This is a genomic window from Jannaschia formosa (assembly GCF_003340555.1).
Classification (GTDB): Bacteria; Pseudomonadota; Alphaproteobacteria; order Rhodobacterales; family Rhodobacteraceae; genus Jannaschia; species Jannaschia formosa.
In genome coordinates, this window is record NZ_QPLJ01000017.1 from 1 (window position 1) to 16,619 (window position 16,619).

Consider the following 16,619-nt stretch of genomic DNA (forward strand, 5'->3'; position numbering starts at 1 on the left):
GCAGCGGCGACGGCACCATCGACATCCGGCGGATCCCCGCGGCCACGGTCGAAGCGCTGCTCGCATCCGGGGAGGCGGGCTACGACCGGGCCAGGGGCGTCATCAGCCTGGACCGCGACGGTGACGACGTCCTGGAGGACGTGGTCTTCCTTACGCCGGGAACGCGTATCGATTACGAGGATCTCTACTGGGCCTGACCTGTCCGCCACGATGAACCTCCCCCACCAATGCGTTCGCCTGGAGGGGGTTTCGGATCAGGCTTCCGCCTGATCCCCGAGCGTCCCGGCCGGGTGTCCGTTTCAAGCGCGTGCTCTTCCGCTTTGTACCGGAGCATGTTCACGAACGCGGCCGGGGCCGCGTCCAGGATCGACCTGTTCAGGCGGCGTTGTTGCACAAGTCTGTCGCTAGAGGATTCACTTCGTGAATCCATGCCGTTAGACGTGCCGCATGAGCAAGCCATCACCCGCACGCTACCGCACGACGAATTGGTCCAGCTACAACGCGTCGCTGCGCAAGCGGGGGGCCCTGCTGATCTGGCTGGACAAGGACATGGCCTGGCGCGCGATGCCTGACGGTCGGCCCGGACGGCCAGCGGTGTTTTCCGATGCGGCGATACAGTACTGCCTGTCGATCAAGATCCTGTTCAAGCTGCCGCTGCGCCAGACTGCCGGGATGGTGGCGAGCCTGCTGAAGCTGGCGGGGCTGGACTGGCCGGTACCCGACTTCTCTACGCTGTGCCGCCGGCAGAAGACCCTGGCCGTGCAGATCCCTATCGTCGTGCCGACGGGCCGCTGAACCTGCTGGTCGACAGCACGGGCATCAAGTTCCTCGGCGATGGAGAATGGCAGGCCGCAAGCACGGGGTGCAGGGGCGGCGCCAATGGCGCAAGGTCCATCTGGCCATGGACCCGGCCACATCCGACATCCGCGCTGTGGGATTCACCCTAAGCCGCGACGGCGACAGCCCCGTGCTGCCGGACCTCCTTGGGCAGATCCCGACCGACGAACAGATCGGCACCGTGACCGCCGATGGCGCCCATGACACGCGCCGCTGCCACACCGCCATCGTCGACCGGCAGGGCACCGCGATCATGCCGATCCGCAGGAATGGACGTCTCTGGAAGGAAGACTGCCCGGCTGCACGCGCCAGAAACGAGACAATGCGCGCCACACGGCACCACCGTCGGGCGTTCTGGAAACGCTAGACGGGATACCACGCCCGCAGCCGCATCGAGGCGAAGATGCGCTGCCTGAAATCCTTCGGCGAACGCATCATGGCGAGAGACCCGGACCGCCAGACCGTCAAAATCCACATCCGCATCGCCCTCACGAACCGCTTCAACGCCCTCGGCACCGCCGAGATCGTCCATGTGGCATGACGTCAGTGGGGAAAGGGGCAGTCACGCCTCAGGCCAGAGTTGCGCAACAACGCCCACCGCATCAGAAAGGCGCGGTGGAGAATGCGAACGGCCGGGTCCGGCGCTGGCTCCCCTTTGAGACGCCGGTGGCGGACCTGGCCAAGGACGGCCTCGCGAAGCTCTGCGCCAGGCTCAACGGCACGCCGCGCAAGCGCCTCGGCTACGCGACCCCGGCCGAGGCCTTCGCCGCAGAGATGGAACGGATCACGCGAAAGACGGGGGACGTGTCGCAACCAAAGTTGAGTCCACACAGGGCACGCGCCCGCACCGCCGCCGGTTTCGCCCCCTCTCCTCGCACCGTCACAGGATCGGCCGAGGAAGACGCCTTCCGGCGCACCTCGCCCAGTAGAGGCGGCCAGCCCCGTCCGGTGCGGCGCGTCAGCCCGGGATGAACTGGATGTGCGGGCGCCCGTGATGCGGGGAGCGGCCGATGCCCGCCTCGACGCGGAAGACGTCGCGCAGCAGCCCCTCGGTCAGCACCGCCTCGGGCGTGCCCGCGGTGACGACCGAGCCGCCGCGCAGCACCACGATCCGGTCGCAGAACATCGCCGCGAGGTTCAGGTCGTGCAGCGCCACGACGCTCGTCAGGTCGAGGTCGCGCACCATGCGCAGGATCTCGATCTGGTGGTGAATGTCGAGATGGTTGGTCGGCTCGTCGAGGAACATCACGCGCGGCGACTGGGCGAGGGCGCGCGCGATGTGGACGCGCTGGCGCTCGCCGCCCGACAGGGTCTGCCAGGGCTGCGCCCGGTGGCCGGCCATGTCGACGCGGGCGAGGGCGCGCGCGACCGCCGCCTCGTCCTCCGCCGACCAGCCGGCGAGGGCCGAGCGATGCGGCGTCCGGCCCAGCCGCACGACGTCGAGGACGGAGACGTTGGTGTCCGTCGCGGCGCTCTGCTGAACGAAGGCCACCTCGCGCGACAGCACCCGACGCCCGACGCCCGCGATATCGCGCCCGTTGATCGTGACGCGGCCCGACTGCGGGCGCCGGAGGCCTGCCAGAAGCCGCAGCAGTGACGACTTCCCCGATCCGTTCGGGCCGATCAGCCCCAGCGTCTCGCCCGGCGCGACCGAGAGCGACACGTCCGAGACGATGGTCCGGCGCCGGACCCCCCAGGTGAGGCTTTCGGCGACGACGCTCATGCCTGCGGCCGCGCGCGGTAGAGGATGACGGCGAAGAAGGGCACGCCGACCAGGGCGGTCACGACGCCGATGGGGATGGTCTGCTGCGCCACGATCACCCGCGAGGCGATGTCGGCCAGCACCATGAACACCGCGCCGACGACGGCGCAGGCCGGCAGAAGCCGCAGATGCATCGGCCCCACGACGTAGCGGGCGGCATGCGGCACCACGAGCCCGACGAAGCCGATCGCGCCGACCATGCTGACGATCGTCGCCGTCACCATCGCCGTCACCGCGAACAGCACCAGCCGGATGCGCCCCACCGGCACGCCGAGCGAGGCCGCGTCCTCGTCGCCGAAGGTGAAGGCGTCGAGCGCGCGCGCCATCCAGATGCAGACCGCGAGGCCGAGGACCACGACGACCAGAAGCAGCTGGAAATCCGGCCATCGCACTCCGCCGAAGCTGCCCAGCAGCCAGAACATCACGTCCCGCGCCTGCTGCGCGTTGCCCGAGGTGGTCACGATATAGGAGGTCAGCGCGTTGAAGAGCTGCGACGCCGCCACGCCCGCCAGGATCGTGTGGTTCGGCCCGCTCGTCGCACCGTTCGACAGCAGCGCGACCAGCCCGAAGGCCGCGAAGGCCCCCGCGAAGGCTCCGGCCGAAAGCGAAAGCCCCCCTGCCCCGATTCCCAGCACGATCACGCAGACCGCGCCGGTCGAGGCGCCCGCCGACACGCCCAGCACGAAGGGTTCGGCCAGCGCGTTGCGCAGCAGCGCCTGGAGGATCGCGCCGCAGATCGCCAGCCCCGCCCCCGCCAGCGCCGCGACCAGCGCCCGGCTGAGCCGCAGGTCCCAGACGACGCTCTGCTCGATCGCTGGAATCTCGGCCCCTGTCAGGCCGAGCTCGTTGGTCACGGCCAGGAACACCGTCCCGAGCCCGATGCGGTAGTCGCCGATGGCAGTCGCGAGCGCGACGCAGAGGACGAGCACGGCCCCCGACAGGACGAGCAGCAGGGCGAGCCGCGCAGGCCCGCCCCCGGTGTCGGCCGTCGCCGTCACGGCAGATCGAGCGCCTCGAGCTGTTCGGCCACCTCTTCGGCGCCGTAGAGCGTGCGGATGCTCGGGTTCATCGCCGCGCCGCTCATCACGACGATGCGGCCTTCCCGGACGGCCTCCATCTGGCTCACGGTCGGGTCGGACTCGAGAAAGGCGACCTTGTTGCCCGCCTCGTCCAGCTCCCACCGCTCGCGGTCGACCTGCGCGGCGACGAACACGGTCGGGTCGGCGGCGAGGATGCCCTCCCAGCCGAGCGTCGGCCATTCCGCCTCGGTCCGCACCGCGTTCGAGCCGCCGAGCAAGTCCGCGATATAGCCCGACGGCCCGTTGCCGCCGCCCAGATAGGCGTCGTCCGATGGCGAGGGGCTGGAGAACCAGAAGAGGAAGGTAAGGTCCTCGTCCTCGGCGAACCGCGCGCGCAGCGCCGCCTCGCGGGCCTTGAAGTCTTCGATGAGCGCGTCACCCCGGTCGGCCACGTCGAAGATCCGCGACAGGTCCTCGATCTCCCGGTAGAGCAGGTCCATGCTCCAGAGCGCGTCCCGGCTGCCATAGGCGTCGCCGGCGGTGTCGGCGGTCGTGCAGGCGCTCGGCGAAAGATAGGTGGGAATGCCGAGCGCGTGGAAATCCTCGCGCTTCGCCACCCGGCTGTCGGGGCCAAGCAGCGTCACCAGCATCGCCGAGACGAAGTCGGGCTGCGTGGACAGGATCGACTCCAGCGTCGGGAACTCCACGGACAGAAGCTCGACCTGCGCATGCGCGGCCTCCAGCTCCGGCAGGACGTCGTTCGGCCAGAAAGCCGTGGCCGCCATCCGGTCCTCCAGCCCCAGCATGTAGAGGATCTCGGCGCTGTTCTGCCCGAGCGCGACCGCGTTCTGCGGCGGCCCGTCGAAGGTCACGACCTGCCCGCAATTCTCGATCTCGAGCGGGTAGGTCACCGCCTCGGCCCGGAGGCCGGTGGCGGCGATGCCCGCGACCGCCGCGGCCGTCACCGCAAGAATGTTGCCGCTCGTCATCGGATCGTCCTCGTCTGTCCGGGATTGCGCCGCCCGCCTATCCGCGGGCGCGGGGATAAACAAGAGTATTTTAGTCGGGAATATCGCGGCGGCTTCGCGCGTCCCGTCGCAGCGTTCCGCGCGCCTTCGGAGGAACATCCTGCCCGACGGTCCCGGCGCAAGAACCTGCCCCCTCCGCGTCCGGGGACAGGCGATCCTGCCGACGGGACGGGGAGCTTCGGCATCCCACTCCGTCGCCCCGGGTCCATCACGGGACAGAACGTGCCGCCTCAGGGGAAAGTTGATGTCCGCGCCGCTCGATCACCTCGCCCGCACGGGCCATCTGGACCGCTTCCTCATCGCGGGCGAGTGGGTCGCGCCGCGGGGCGCCGCTTCCTGCGCGGTCGTCGATCCCGCGACGGAGGCCGAGACCTGCCGCATCCCGCTGGGCGATGCGCGGGACGTCGGCGCGGCCGTCGCCGCCGCGCGGGCGGCCTTCCCCGGCTGGAGCGCGCGCGCGCCGGGCGAGCGCGCCGCGGCGCTCGCGCGCCTCGCAGAGCTCATGGAGGACCGGGCGGACCTGCTGGCCGGTTGCGTGACGCTGGAGATGGGCGCCGCGCGGTCCTACGCGCGGGCCGCGCAGGTGCCGTTCGCCATCGCCCATCTGCGGACCGCCTGCGAGGTGCTGAGGGACTTCGCCTTCCTGACGCGGCGCGGGACGACGGCGATCGCGCATGAACCCATCGGCGTCTGCGGGCTGATCACGCCGTGGAACTGGCCGCTCTACCAGATCACGGCCAAGCTCGCCCCGGCGCTGGCGGCGGGCTGCACCGTGGTCCTGAAGCCGAGCGAGCTGGCCCCGCTGAGCGCGCTGCTTCTCGCCGATCTGGCCTGCGAGGCGGGGCTGCCTGCCGGCGTCTTCAACCTCGTGCAGGGGGACGGGCCGGACGTCGGCGCGGCCCTGGCCGCGCATCCGGATGTCGACATGATCTCGATCACCGGATCGACCCGCGCAGGCGTCGCCGTCGCCAAGGCGGCCGCGGACACGGTCAAGCGGGTCGCGCAGGAGCTGGGCGGCAAGTCTCCGAACGTCATCCTGCCCGACGCGGATCTGGAACGAGCCGTGACGCTGGGCGTGGCTGCCGGGATGCGCAACCTCGGCCAGTCCTGCAGCGCTCCGACCCGGATGATCGTGCCGCGCGATGCTCTGGCCGAGATCGAGGCCATCGCCGCCCGGGCCGTCGGCGAGATGGTCGTCGGCGACCCGCTGGACCCCGCCGTGACCCATGGCGCGATCGCCAACCGGGCGCAGTTCGACCGAGTCCAGGCGATGATCGGGATGGGGATCGCTGAAGGCGCGCGGCTCGTCGCCGGAGGACCGGGCCGCCCGGAGGGGCTGGACCGGGGCTATTTCGCGCGGCCCACGGTCTTCTCGGACGTCCGCAGCGACATGCGCATCGCGCAGGAAGAGATCTTCGGCCCTGTCCTCTGCATCCTCCCCTATGACGACGTCGAGGAGGCCGTGGCCATCGCCAACGACACCGTCTACGGGCTCGGCGCCCATGTGCAGGGGCGCGACCGGGATCTCGTGCGCGCGGTCGCGCAACGCATCCGCGCGGGTCAGGTCCATCTCGACTATCCGGCCTTCGACCCGCACGCGCCGTTCGGCGGCTATCGCCAGTCCGGGAACGGGCGCGAGTTCGGGCGGGAAGGGATGCTGGAATATCTCGAGGTGAAGTCCGTGCTGGGCTTCTTCGCCGAGGGGTAAAGCCGTGCCGCCCGGCCCGGCAGATTCGTCCGTCGCATGGCGCCCGGTCGTCATCATCCGCCGCGCAAGCGGGGAAATCGGCATCCGACGCTTCGTCCGGGGCGTCACGGTGGACGGGAGAGAAGGCCCGCAAGCGAGGCCCCCGTCCCGACAGGAGCCGCCATGACAGACCTTTCCGCCATCGACCCGACGCCGGCCGTTCCGGGTGCCCGGCGCGCGCTGGAAGCGAGAGGGAGGATCCATGTCCGCGCCGAAGATTGATCCCGTCCGACGAGGCCCGGGGCGCGCGGCGGCGCCGCGCCCGAAGAATATGCCTGACGTTGACGCAAGGACGGCGTTTCCTGCTGCGTCGCCTCCGCGAAACGACACCATCGCCGCGGCAGACCCGTCAAGCTCGGTGAAACGGCGGCCCGTGTCGCCCCTCCCGTTCGGGGCGGGGCCTCCGGACCGCCCCCAGCCAGCCTCCCGGCCCGACGACGCGCGCGTCGGCCCGATCCGGAGCGCAGAGGAGACGGAGCCCATGGTCGCCGGAGGTCAATCCGCATCCGCCCCCGCCATCGCCCTGTCGGTCCGCGGGCTGACCGTGCGCCTGCCCGACGGCATGGAACGGCGCCACGCCATCGAGGACATTTCCTTCGACCTGCCTCGCGGCCAGATCCTCTGCGTGATCGGCGAATCCGGGTCGGGCAAGTCCGTCACGGCCAATACCGTCATGGGGCTGCTGCCCAAGGTGATGCAGACCAGCGCCGGATCGATCACTCTGGAAGGGCGCGAGATCGTCGGCATCGCCCCGGAGGAGCTGCGCCGCCTGCGGGGCCAGGTCGTGGCGATGATCTTCCAGGACCCGCTCTCGGCGCTGAACCCGCTGATGACCGTCGGCGCGCAGATCGACGAGACCATGGCCGCGCACGGGATCGGCACGCCTGGCACCCGCCGCGAGCGGGCGATCGCGCTGCTCACGGAGGTCGGCCTGCCCGAGCCCGCGCTGATGTATCACCAGTACCCGTTCCGCCTGTCGGGCGGCCAGCGTCAGCGCGTGATGATCGCCATGGCGCTCGCGCTCGAGCCGACGGTCCTGATCGCCGACGAGCCGACGACCGCGCTCGACGTGACGACGCAGGCCCAGATCCTGGCGCTGATCCGCGAGATCCAGCGCCGCAAGGGCATGAGCGTCCTGTTCATCACCCATGATTTCGGCGTCGTGGCCGAGATCGCCGACAGCGTCGTCGTGATGGAGAAGGGCCATGTGGTCGAACGCGGCGACGCGGAGAAGGTGCTGAAGTCGCCCGACCATCCCTACACGCAACGCCTGATCGCCGCCGTGCCGCACCTGCGGGCCGAGGACCGGCCGCGCGCGGCCGGGGCCGGTGCGCCCGCCAAGGCCGAGCCGGTCCTCCGGGTGCGGAACCTCGTGAAGACCTATCGCAGCGGCAGCGCCCTCTTCGGCACGCAGCGCGTCGTGCCTGCGGTGCAGGACGTCACCTTCGACGTCTGGCCCGGCCGCACCCTCGGGATCGTCGGCGAGAGCGGATCGGGCAAGTCCTCGCTGGGACGGCTGCTGATCCGGCTGATGGAGGTCGACTCCGGCGAAATCCTGTTCGGGGACCGCGACATCGCGGCCCTGTCGGACGCGGAGTTCCGCGGCCTCAGGCCGAAGATCCAGATGATCTTCCAGGATCCCTTCGCCTCGCTGAACCCGCGGATGACCATCGGCACGATCCTCACCGTCGGCCCGATCGCGCACGGGACCAGGGCGGCCCGGGCACGGGACGAGGCGAAGGCGCTGCTGGACCTCGTCGGCCTCGATGCCCGCGCCTTCGAGCGCTATCCGCACGAGTTCTCGGGCGGCCAGCGCCAGCGCATCGGCATCGCCCGCGCGCTCATGTTCAAGCCCGAGCTTCTCGTCGCGGACGAGGCGGTGTCGGCGCTCGACGTCTCGATCCAGGCGCAGATCCTCGAACTGCTCGACGGGATCCAGCGCGAGACCGGCGTCGCGATGATCTTCATCACCCATGACCTGCGCGTCGCGAGCCAGATCTGCGACGAGATCGCGGTGATGCAGAAGGGCCGGATCGTCGAGTTCGGCCGCCCCTCGCGGATCTTCTTCCACCCCGAGGCGGACTACACGCGGGAACTGGTGGCGGCGATCCCGGGGGAACATTTCGGCGAACAGACCAGGACGGCGGCCGAGACCGCCGCGAGAGCATGACCCACAGCCACGATAGGGAAAACGACATGACCAAAGCACACAGGACAGGCCCGGCCCTCACCCGGCGCGCCACGTTGCGGATGATGACGGCCGGCGGGGCGATCGGCCTGCTCGCGCCCAATCTCCTCGGCCAGCCCGCCCTCGCCCAGCCCGCGGAGCCGACCGGCCGCATCGTCGTCGGCCTCTCGCAGGAGCCGACGGTCTTCAACCCGCTGATGCCGCATATCGAGGTGGACGACGGGGTCGCCTTCTCGCTGTTCGACGCGCTGTTCCGCATCACGCCGGAGGGCGAGATCGTCCCGAACCTCGCCGCCGAGGTGCCGACGGTCGAGAATGGCGGCCTGTCCGAGGACGGGCTGGAATGGCGCATCAAGCTGCGCGACGACGTCACGTGGCACGACGGCGAGCCCTTCACCGCCGAGGACGTGAAGTTCACGCTGGAGCTGATCACCGATCCCGCGTTCCGCGCCTGGCGCACCACCGGCCACGACCTCGTGCGCGACATCGAGGTCGTCTCGCCGACCGAGATCACCTGGCGCATGGAGGAGCCCTTCGCGCCCTACATGTCGTTCCTGACCGAGACCTTCATCCTGCCCGAGCACATCCTGGGCGCGGCCGAGGATCCCAACGAGGCGGCGTTCAACCAGGCGCCCGTCGGCACCGGCGCGTTCAAGTGGGGCGAGCGTCAGCCCGGCGACAACCTCACGCTGGTGGCCAATCCCGACTATCACGGCGACGGGCCCTACGTCGAACAGCTGGTGTTCAAGTACATCCCCGACATGACGGTGCTCTACACCCAGTTCCGCAGCGGCGAGATCGACCTCGTGGGTCAGGCCTACATCACGCCCGACAACTATGAGGAGGCGAGGACGCTCGAGGATCGCGAGGTGACGCTGGTCCCGCGCGCCACGGTCGAGTCGATCTACCTCAACCAGGCGCTGCCGCAGTTTCAGGACAAGGCGGTGCGCGAGGCGCTCTACAAGGCGATCGACCGCAAGTCGATCATCGACATCCTCTACTTCGGGGTGCCGAGCGAAATCGAGACCTTCATGCCGCCGACCTCGGCCTACTACAACCCGACCCTGCCCGAGCACGAGTTCGACCTCGAGGAAGCCGCCCGGCTTCTGGACGAGGCCGGCTGGGTTCCCGGGCCCGACGGCATCCGCCAGAAGGACGGCGTGCGGCTGAGCTTCAGCAACTCGACGACCACCGGCGCCCACCTGCGCGAGCAGGCGCAGCAGTTCATCCAGCAGACCTTCGGCCAGATCGGCGTGGAGATGACGATCGAGAACCTGCCGCCCGCCGTGATGTGGGGCGAGTTCTGGGGCCAGTCCCAGTTCGACACGGCCATGGTCGGCATCACCTACCTGATCGGCGCCGACCCGGACGTGACCAACCGCTTCCACAGCAAGGCCATCGCGGCGCAGGGCGGGGCCGGCTCGAACAACGCGCAATACTCGAATCCCGAGGTCGACGCGCTGCTCGAGGAAGGCGCGCGAACCTTCGACATCGAGCGGCGCAAGGAGATCTACCAGGAGGTGCAGGCGATCATCCGCGAGGACCTGCCGTTCCTGCCGCTGTTCCTCTACACCAACGTCTACGGCCACAAGGCCGGGATGGCGGGGTTCGAGCCGAACGCCAACACCCGGACCGAGTCCTGGAACGCCGCGGGCTGGTACTGGAACTGACGTCGCGCACCGCCGCCGCCCGCCCGCCTTGCGCGGCGGGCGGCGGCCCCTCCCTCCCCTCCTGACCGGAGACGCCCATGGCCGCCTTCCTGTTCAGCCGCCTGCTGCAGAGCGCGGCCCTGCTCGTGATCGTGTCGATCATCGGCTTCACCGTGCTCAACCTGATGCCGGGCGGCCCGCTCTCGCAATATGCGCTCGACCCCGGCATGACCCAGGCAGATATCGCGCGCATCTCGGAGCAGCTGGGGCTGAACCGGCCGCTCTACGTGCAGTATCTCGACTGGGCCTGGGGGCTTCTGAGCGGGGACTGGGGCACCTCGTTCCGTGACGGAAGCCCGGTGATCCAGGTGATCGCGCGGCACGTTCCGGCGACGCTGCTGCTGATGGGATCCTCGACGGTGATCGCCGTGGCCGTCGGCACCTGGATCGGCATCCGCGGCGCCACGCACCGCTATTCCGGCTTCGACTACGTCGCGACCGTCGGCGCGATGATCGCCCTGTCGATCCCGACCTTCTGGTTCGGCCTGATCGGCATCTACGTCTTCTCGCTCCGGCTCGACTGGCTTCCGGCCGGGAACATGTACACGATCGGCGACGGGTCGGTGCTGAACTACCTGCACCACCTGATCATGCCCTCGGTCGTGCTGGCCCTCGTCCACATCGCGATCTGGAGCCGCTTCATGCGCGGCGCGACCCTCGACGCGATCAGCCAGGACTTCGTCAAGACCGCCCGCGCCAAGGGCCTGTCCGAGCGGCGCGTGGTCATGAAGCACGTCGTCGGCAACGCGCTTCTGCCGATGATCACGCTGGCGGGGGTGCAGGTTCCATCGCTGCTCACCGGCGCGCTGGTGACCGAGACGGTGTTCACCTGGCCCGGCATGGGGCGGCTGTTCCTCGATAGCCTCGGCTACAGCGACTATCCGGTCGTGATGGGGCTGCTGATGTTCTCGGCGCTGCTGACCATCGTCGCCAACCTCGTCGCCGACATCACCGTCGCCCTGGTCGATCCCCGCATCCGCCTGGCCTGATCCCGCAAGGAGGACCCCCTTATGGCTTCGACCGACATCGACACGACGCCCCTTCCCCGCTGGTGGCACAGCCGCGTCGTGCAGCGGTTCTTCGGCCACCGGCTCGCGCTTCTGGGGCTGGTGATGATCACGCTGCTGACGCTGGCCTGCGGGATCGGTCCCTATCTGCTGCCTTACGACTCGCTCCATATCGACCTGCTCGCGCGGTTCGCCCCGCCGCTGACGGGCGGCCATTATCTCGGGACCGATCCGCTCGGCCGCGACGTCGCCGCGCGGCTTCTGATGGCGGGGCGGATCTCGCTTCTGGTCGGCTTCTTCGCGATGCTGCTGGCGACGGTCCTCGGCACGCTGATCGGCGTCGTCGCGGGCTATGGCGGGCGCACGGTCAACGCGGTCCTGATGCGGCTCGTCGACGGGTTCCTGTCCTTCCCGACGATCTTCCTGCTGCTGGCGCTGGCCGTCGCGCTCAAGCCCAGCCCGATCATGATCACCGTCATCATCGCGCTGACCGGCTGGATGGAGGTCGCCCGCATCGTCGAGGCCGAGGTCCGCTCCCTGAAGGAGCGGGAGTTCGTGCTGGCCGGCCGGATGCTGGGGCTGGGCCGCGCGCATATCATGTTCCGGGAGATCCTGCCCAACTGCATGGGCCCGATCATCGTCGCCGCCACACTGACCGTCGCCCGGGCGATTCTGCTCGAGGCCTATATCAGCTTCCTTGGCTTCGGCATCCAGCCGCCGCTGCCCAGCTGGGGCAACATGCTCAACGGCGCGCAGCAATATCTCGGCTCGGCCCCCTGGCTCGCCGTCGTCCCCGGCGCCGCCATCACCGTCGCCGTCACCAGCTTCAACTTCATCGGCGACGGGCTGCGCGACGCGCTCGACGTCCGCAACGACAGCTTCTGAGGTCGTCCATGTCCCAGGACCCCCGCGCCGCCCGCAGCGCAACCCCCTACTGGTGGGAGGCCGCCCCGCCCCGGTCCCTGCCGCAGACGCCCCTGCCCGGCCGGGTCGACGCCGCGGTCGTCGGCGCAGGCTATGCCGGACTGTCGGCGGCGCTGATCCTCGCGCGGGCCGGACGGTCGGTCACCGTCTTCGACGCGATGCGCCCGGGCGAAGGCGCCTCGTCCCGCAACGGCGGCATCACCAGCGGCAACATCCGCCCGGGCTTCGCCGAGCTCTCGCGCCGCTTCGGCGAGACGACCGCGCTCGCCATCGAGGCCGAGGGCAAGACGGCGCGCGAGTTCCTGTGGGACATGATCCGGACCGAGGGGCTGGACTGCGACTTCAGGCTGACCGGGCTCTTCAAGGGCGCCATCGGCTTCGACCAGTACGACGGCATGGCCCGCACCGCGGAGACGCTGGTCAGGCGCCTCGGGATCGAGGCCTATGCCGTCCCCCATGCCGAGCAGCACGGCCATATCGGAACCGACTTCTACCGCGGCGGCACGGTGCGGATGGATGTCGGCGGGCTGCATCCGGCGAAGTTCCACGCCGAGCTCCTGCGCATCGCGCTCGCCGCCGGGGTCGCGGTCCACGGCGAGACGCGCGTGACGCGCATCTCCCGGGACGGCGAGGGCTTCCGGATCGCCACCGGCACCGGCGAGGTCCGGGCGCGGCAGGTCCTGGTCTGCACCAACGGCTACACCGACGGGGCCGCGCCCTATCTCCGCCGCCGCCTGATCCCGGTCCGCAGCCGGATCATCGCCACCGAGGAGCTGCCGCCCGAGACCATGGCCCGGCTCATGCCGAAGGGCATGATGATGGGCGAGATGCGGCAGCTGGGCTACTACTACCGCCCCTCGCCCGACGGGCGGCGAATCCTGCTGGGCGGCCGCGACACCTCCCGGCGGGGCGACCCGCTGGAGCCGACCCTGCGCCTGCGGGCCGGGCTTGCCCAGCTCTTCCCCGAGCTGAGCGAGGTCAAGCTGAGCCACAGCTGGTTCGGCCATGTCGCGATGAACCGCGACATGCTGCCCCGGCTGTTCGAGCATGACGGGGTGCTCTACGCGACCGGGTTCTGCGGCTCGGGCGTGGTCTGGGCCCCGTGGGTCGGCAGCCGGGCGGCGCACCGGATGCTGGGCGCCGAAGCCGGAAAAAGCGCCTTCGCGTTCCGCCCCCCGGCCGCCGTCCCGCTCTACAACGGCGATCCCTGGTTCATGCCGGCGATCATCAAGAGCTACGCGCTGCAGGACCATCTCGCGATGCGCCGGGCCCGGAGGTGACCGACCCCCTTCCCCTGCCTCGCGGCACCGCGCCGCGCAGGAAAAGGGCAGAAAATGCCGGGACGGGTTCGAAAACAGGGATACCTGTCTGGTGATCGGGGCTATGCCCAAGGCAGGGCCGTCCCGGCGTCGACCGGGCCGGCCCGGCGCTCGGCGGCAGATGCGCGCGGGCGCGGACGGGGTGCTTTGCCCGGGCGCGATGCCCGGCCGAACCGGAGGTAGCGCAGGTGAACGACACGCTCCGCATGGACACCTACGAGGCGCAGGTCGTGCCGATCACCGGGACCGACCGCGCGCGCCTGCACGAGCTCACCGTCAGCGTCCTCTGGCCGCATCGCGACCAGGACCTCGACCTGCTGATGAGGCTGGGCCGGGGCTACATCGCGCTCGACGAGATCGGCCGGCCGATGGGATCGGCCATGCATTTCCCGGCCGGCGACGACTTCTCCATGCTCGGCATGATGGTGACGCCGCCACGCCTGCAGGCGCTCGGCGGCGGCCGCTTCCTGCTGCGGCGCATCATGGACGACTGCGCCGGCCGCGACCTGCGGCTGAACGCGACGCGCTCCGGCTACCGGCTCTATCTCGGCGCCGGGTTCCAGCATGTGACGACGGTGTTCCAGCACCAGGGTTACATCGGCGACGTGCCTGCCCTCGATCCGCTCCCCGGGGTCGAGCTGTCGCAGATCACCGAGGAGGATCACGACGCGATCCGCGAGATGGACAGGGTCGCCTTCGGGGCCGACCGCCGGGCGGTGATCGACGCGCTGCTGGGCGTCTCGTCCGGGCTGCTCGCCACCCGCGCCGGGAAGCCCTGCGGCTACGCCCTGATGCGGCGCTTCGGCAAGGGTGAGGTCGTCGGCCCGCTGGTCGCCGAGACCGAGGCGATGGCCGCTTGGATCGCAGCGCCCCTGATCCGGCAGGCGCAGGGCGGCTTCGTCAGGCTCGACACGCCCTGCGACGGAGAGGCCCTGCCCGCCTTCCTGACCGCCGCGGGAATGGTCCGGGCCGACACCGTGACCGAGATGCGGATCGGGCCGCATCGCCGCGCGACCGAGGGGCTCGTGACCTACGGTGTTGCGGCGCATTCGCTGGGATAGGGCGCGGCGCCGCTCAGGACAGCCGGTCCTTCAGCCCGAACCACAGGCCCGCCAGCGGCAGGAACCAGGGCTGGCCGTTCAGCGCCGGCACCGCCGGCCAGTCCAGCCCGTCGAGCGGGTTGGTGTCCCGCCGTCCCATCGCGAGATCGGCCAGCACCTGACCCAGAAGCGTGGACATCTGTGCGCCGTGGCCCGAATAGCCCATGCCGTAGATCATGCCGTCGGCCTCGCCCGCCCGCGGGAAGCGGTCGCGGGTCATCCCGACGAGACCGCCCCAGCAATAATCGATCTCGACCTTCGCAAGCTGCGGGAAGATCCCCGCCATCGCCGCGCGCAGGATCGCGCCGGAGCGGGCGTCGGACCTCTGGTCCGAACGCGCCGAGAACTGTGCCCGGCCGCCCAGGATCAGGCGCCTGTCGGGCGACAGGCGGAAGTAGTTGCCGATGTTGAGCGAGGTGACGCAGGTCCGGTTGCCGGGCATGGTGGAGGCGGCCTCGGCCTCCGAAAGCGGGCGCGTGGCGATGACGAAGGAGGCGACGGGGATGATCCGCTTGCGGAAATATCCCAGCGGCGCCTTGCGCACCTGCGCGCTGTAGGCCCCGGTCGCGGCGATCACCGTGCCCGCATACACTTGCCCGCGCGGCGTGTCGAGTTGCCAGCCGTCGCGCGTCCGAAGGCGCCCCGTGACCGGCGCCTCTTCCCATATCGTCGCCCCGTGGCGCCCCGCCGCGTCGGCGAGGCCGGTCAGGTAGCGCCCCATGTGCATCATGGCCGATTTCTCGAACAGGGCGGCGCCGTGGAAGGCGTCCGACCCGATCTCGCCCTGCAGGTCGCCCCGGTCGAGCCACCGGGTCGCGGGATCGACCTCGCGCGCCACCAGCTCCTGGTTGGCCCGGAGCCCGGCCGCGTGCGACGGCTTCGAGGCCAGCTTCAGCTTGCCCGCGCGGCGGAAGTCGCAGGCGATCCCCTCCTCGGCGATCAGATCCTCGATCATGTCGATGGAACGGTCGTAGGCGCGGTAGAGCCTCCGCGCCCGCTCCTCCCCGAGATGGGCCTGAGCGTCGGCATAGCCGTGCGCGATGCCGTTGTTCAGATGCCCGCCGTTGCGGCCCGACGCGCCGGCGCCGACGCGGGACGCCTCCAGCACGGCGACGCGCACCCCGTTCCGCGCCAGCTTGCGCGCGGCGTTGAGTCCGGTGAAGCCCGCGCCGATCACCGCCACGTCGAACCGGCCCTCGACCGGCCCGGCCTGCCCGCCCGCGAAGGCGGGCGCGGTGTCGTGCCAGTAGGATGCGAGTTTCATCGCTCAGAGGCCCAGAGCGGCGGGCAGCTGCGAGATGTCCGGCACCTCGGTATATCCATAGTGCGGATTGCCCGGCTCGTGCCCGCGATTGACCCAGACCTTGTTCCGGATGCCCAGGTCATGGGCCGTCATCAGGTCGTAGCGGAAGCTTGACGAGACGTGCAGCACATCCTCCGGGCCGCAGCCCAGCGTGTCGAACATGTACTCGAAGGCACGCATGTGCGGCTTGTAGGCGCCCGCGCTCTCGGCGGTCAGGACATGGGCGATCGGCGCGCCGAGCTTCTCGATGTTGTGCGGAATCTGTTCGTTCATCGAGTTCGTCAGCGCGACGAGCGGCACCTCGGCGGCCACCTTCGACAGACCTTCGGGCACGTCCGGATGGGGGCCCCAGCTCGGCACGCGGTCGTAGATTTCCGCGGCCACGGCCGGGTCGAAGGTCACGCCGTTGCGCTTGCAGGTCCGCTCCAGCGCGTTGTGGACGACATCGGCATAGGGCTTCCAGTCGTGCAGCACCTCGTCGAGCCGGTAGGCCGAGAAGTCGCGGATGAACCTCTCCATCGCCTCGGACGAAAGCTGCGCGCCGTAATGGTCGCGCGCGGCCCCGGCCATGTCGAAATGGATCATGGTGCCGTGGCAGTCGAAGGTGACGAACTTGGGACGGAAGGTCATGGCGGTCTCCGGGACTGGCTTTCGCCCCAGCATCGGCGCTTCGCGG

At 70.1% G+C, this 16,619-nt stretch carries 14 protein-coding genes and 1 pseudogene; 10 read left to right on the forward strand and 5 right to left on the reverse strand.

What is annotated here, in order from left to right; translation table 11 throughout:
- From DR046_RS23725 to DR046_RS23285, 3 genes and pseudogenes are all read left to right on the forward strand, one after another.
- A partial coding sequence (locus DR046_RS23725; RefSeq protein WP_167767143.1) for a hypothetical protein occupies positions 1-197 on the forward strand: 197 nt, incomplete at its 5' end.
- A 250-nt stretch (positions 198-447) separates the two neighbouring features.
- Positions 448-1,378 (forward strand): annotated as a pseudogene (locus DR046_RS15825) (IS5 family transposase).
- A 125-nt stretch (positions 1,379-1,503) separates the two neighbouring features.
- A complete protein-coding gene (locus tag DR046_RS23285; protein ID WP_135227315.1) occupies positions 1,504-1,809 on the forward strand; it encodes a hypothetical protein in 306 nt (101 codons plus the stop codon).
- Here the strand turns inward: DR046_RS23285 and DR046_RS15830 are convergent.
- The 3 genes from DR046_RS15830 to DR046_RS15840 are packed head-to-tail and all read right to left on the reverse strand — an operon-like array spanning position 1,796 to position 4,607.
- On the reverse strand, positions 1,796-2,560 hold the full coding sequence (locus tag DR046_RS15830; RefSeq protein ID WP_115383365.1) for an ABC transporter ATP-binding protein: 765 nt from the start codon (positions 2,558-2,560) through the stop codon (positions 1,796-1,798). The genes DR046_RS23285 and DR046_RS15830 overlap by 14 nt on opposite strands.
- Positions 2,557-3,597: a FecCD family ABC transporter permease gene (locus DR046_RS15835; RefSeq protein WP_115383366.1), complete on the reverse strand. Its 1,041-nt coding sequence runs from the start codon at positions 3,595-3,597 to the stop codon at positions 2,557-2,559. The genes DR046_RS15830 and DR046_RS15835 overlap by 4 nt, the downstream gene beginning before the upstream one ends.
- Positions 3,594-4,607 carry an ABC transporter substrate-binding protein gene (locus DR046_RS15840; protein WP_115383367.1) on the reverse strand — a complete coding sequence of 338 codons (1,014 nt, stop codon included), beginning with the start codon at positions 4,605-4,607 and terminating at the stop codon, positions 3,594-3,596. Before DR046_RS15840 ends, DR046_RS15835 begins: the two co-directional genes overlap by 4 nt.
- Before the next feature lie 283 nt (positions 4,608-4,890).
- Here DR046_RS15840 and DR046_RS15845 point away from each other — a divergent pair, with 283 nt between their 5' ends.
- From DR046_RS15845 to DR046_RS15875, 7 genes are all read left to right on the forward strand, one after another.
- Positions 4,891-6,354, forward strand: coding sequence for an aldehyde dehydrogenase family protein (locus DR046_RS15845; RefSeq protein ID WP_115383368.1), 1,464 nt, complete (start codon positions 4,891-4,893; stop codon positions 6,352-6,354).
- Between the two features lie 520 nt (positions 6,355-6,874).
- A complete protein-coding gene (locus DR046_RS15850) occupies positions 6,875-8,563 on the forward strand; it encodes a dipeptide ABC transporter ATP-binding protein (protein ID WP_115383369.1) in 1,689 nt (562 codons plus the stop codon).
- A 26-nt stretch (positions 8,564-8,589) separates the two neighbouring features.
- Positions 8,590-10,251, forward strand: a complete 1,662-nt coding sequence (locus DR046_RS15855) for a peptide ABC transporter substrate-binding protein (RefSeq protein WP_115383370.1) — start codon at positions 8,590-8,592, stop codon at positions 10,249-10,251.
- A 77-nt stretch (positions 10,252-10,328) separates the two neighbouring features.
- Positions 10,329-11,279 (forward strand): ABC transporter permease, encoded by a 951-nt coding sequence (locus DR046_RS15860; protein ID WP_115383371.1) that lies wholly within the window; start codon positions 10,329-10,331, stop codon positions 11,277-11,279.
- A gap of 21 nt (positions 11,280-11,300) precedes the next feature.
- Positions 11,301-12,182 carry an ABC transporter permease gene (locus DR046_RS15865; protein ID WP_115383372.1) on the forward strand — a complete coding sequence of 294 codons (882 nt, stop codon included), beginning with the start codon at positions 11,301-11,303 and terminating at the stop codon, positions 12,180-12,182.
- 8 nt (positions 12,183-12,190) lie between these two features.
- Positions 12,191-13,501 carry an NAD(P)/FAD-dependent oxidoreductase gene (locus tag DR046_RS15870; RefSeq protein WP_115383373.1) on the forward strand — a complete coding sequence of 437 codons (1,311 nt, stop codon included), beginning with the start codon at positions 12,191-12,193 and terminating at the stop codon, positions 13,499-13,501.
- Positions 13,502-13,728: 227 nt separating this feature from the next.
- A complete protein-coding gene (locus DR046_RS15875) occupies positions 13,729-14,601 on the forward strand; it encodes a GNAT family N-acetyltransferase (RefSeq protein WP_115383374.1) in 873 nt (290 codons plus the stop codon).
- 13 nt (positions 14,602-14,614) lie between these two features.
- On the opposite strand, the gene DR046_RS15880 is transcribed toward DR046_RS15875, so the two are convergent.
- Positions 14,615-15,904 (reverse strand): NAD(P)/FAD-dependent oxidoreductase, encoded by a 1,290-nt coding sequence (locus DR046_RS15880; protein WP_115383375.1) that lies wholly within the window; start codon positions 15,902-15,904, stop codon positions 14,615-14,617.
- A gap of 3 nt (positions 15,905-15,907) precedes the next feature.
- Positions 15,908-16,573, reverse strand: coding sequence for a haloacid dehalogenase type II (locus DR046_RS15885; RefSeq protein WP_115383376.1), 666 nt, complete (start codon positions 16,571-16,573; stop codon positions 15,908-15,910).
- Between the last annotated feature and the right edge of the window lie 46 nt (positions 16,574-16,619).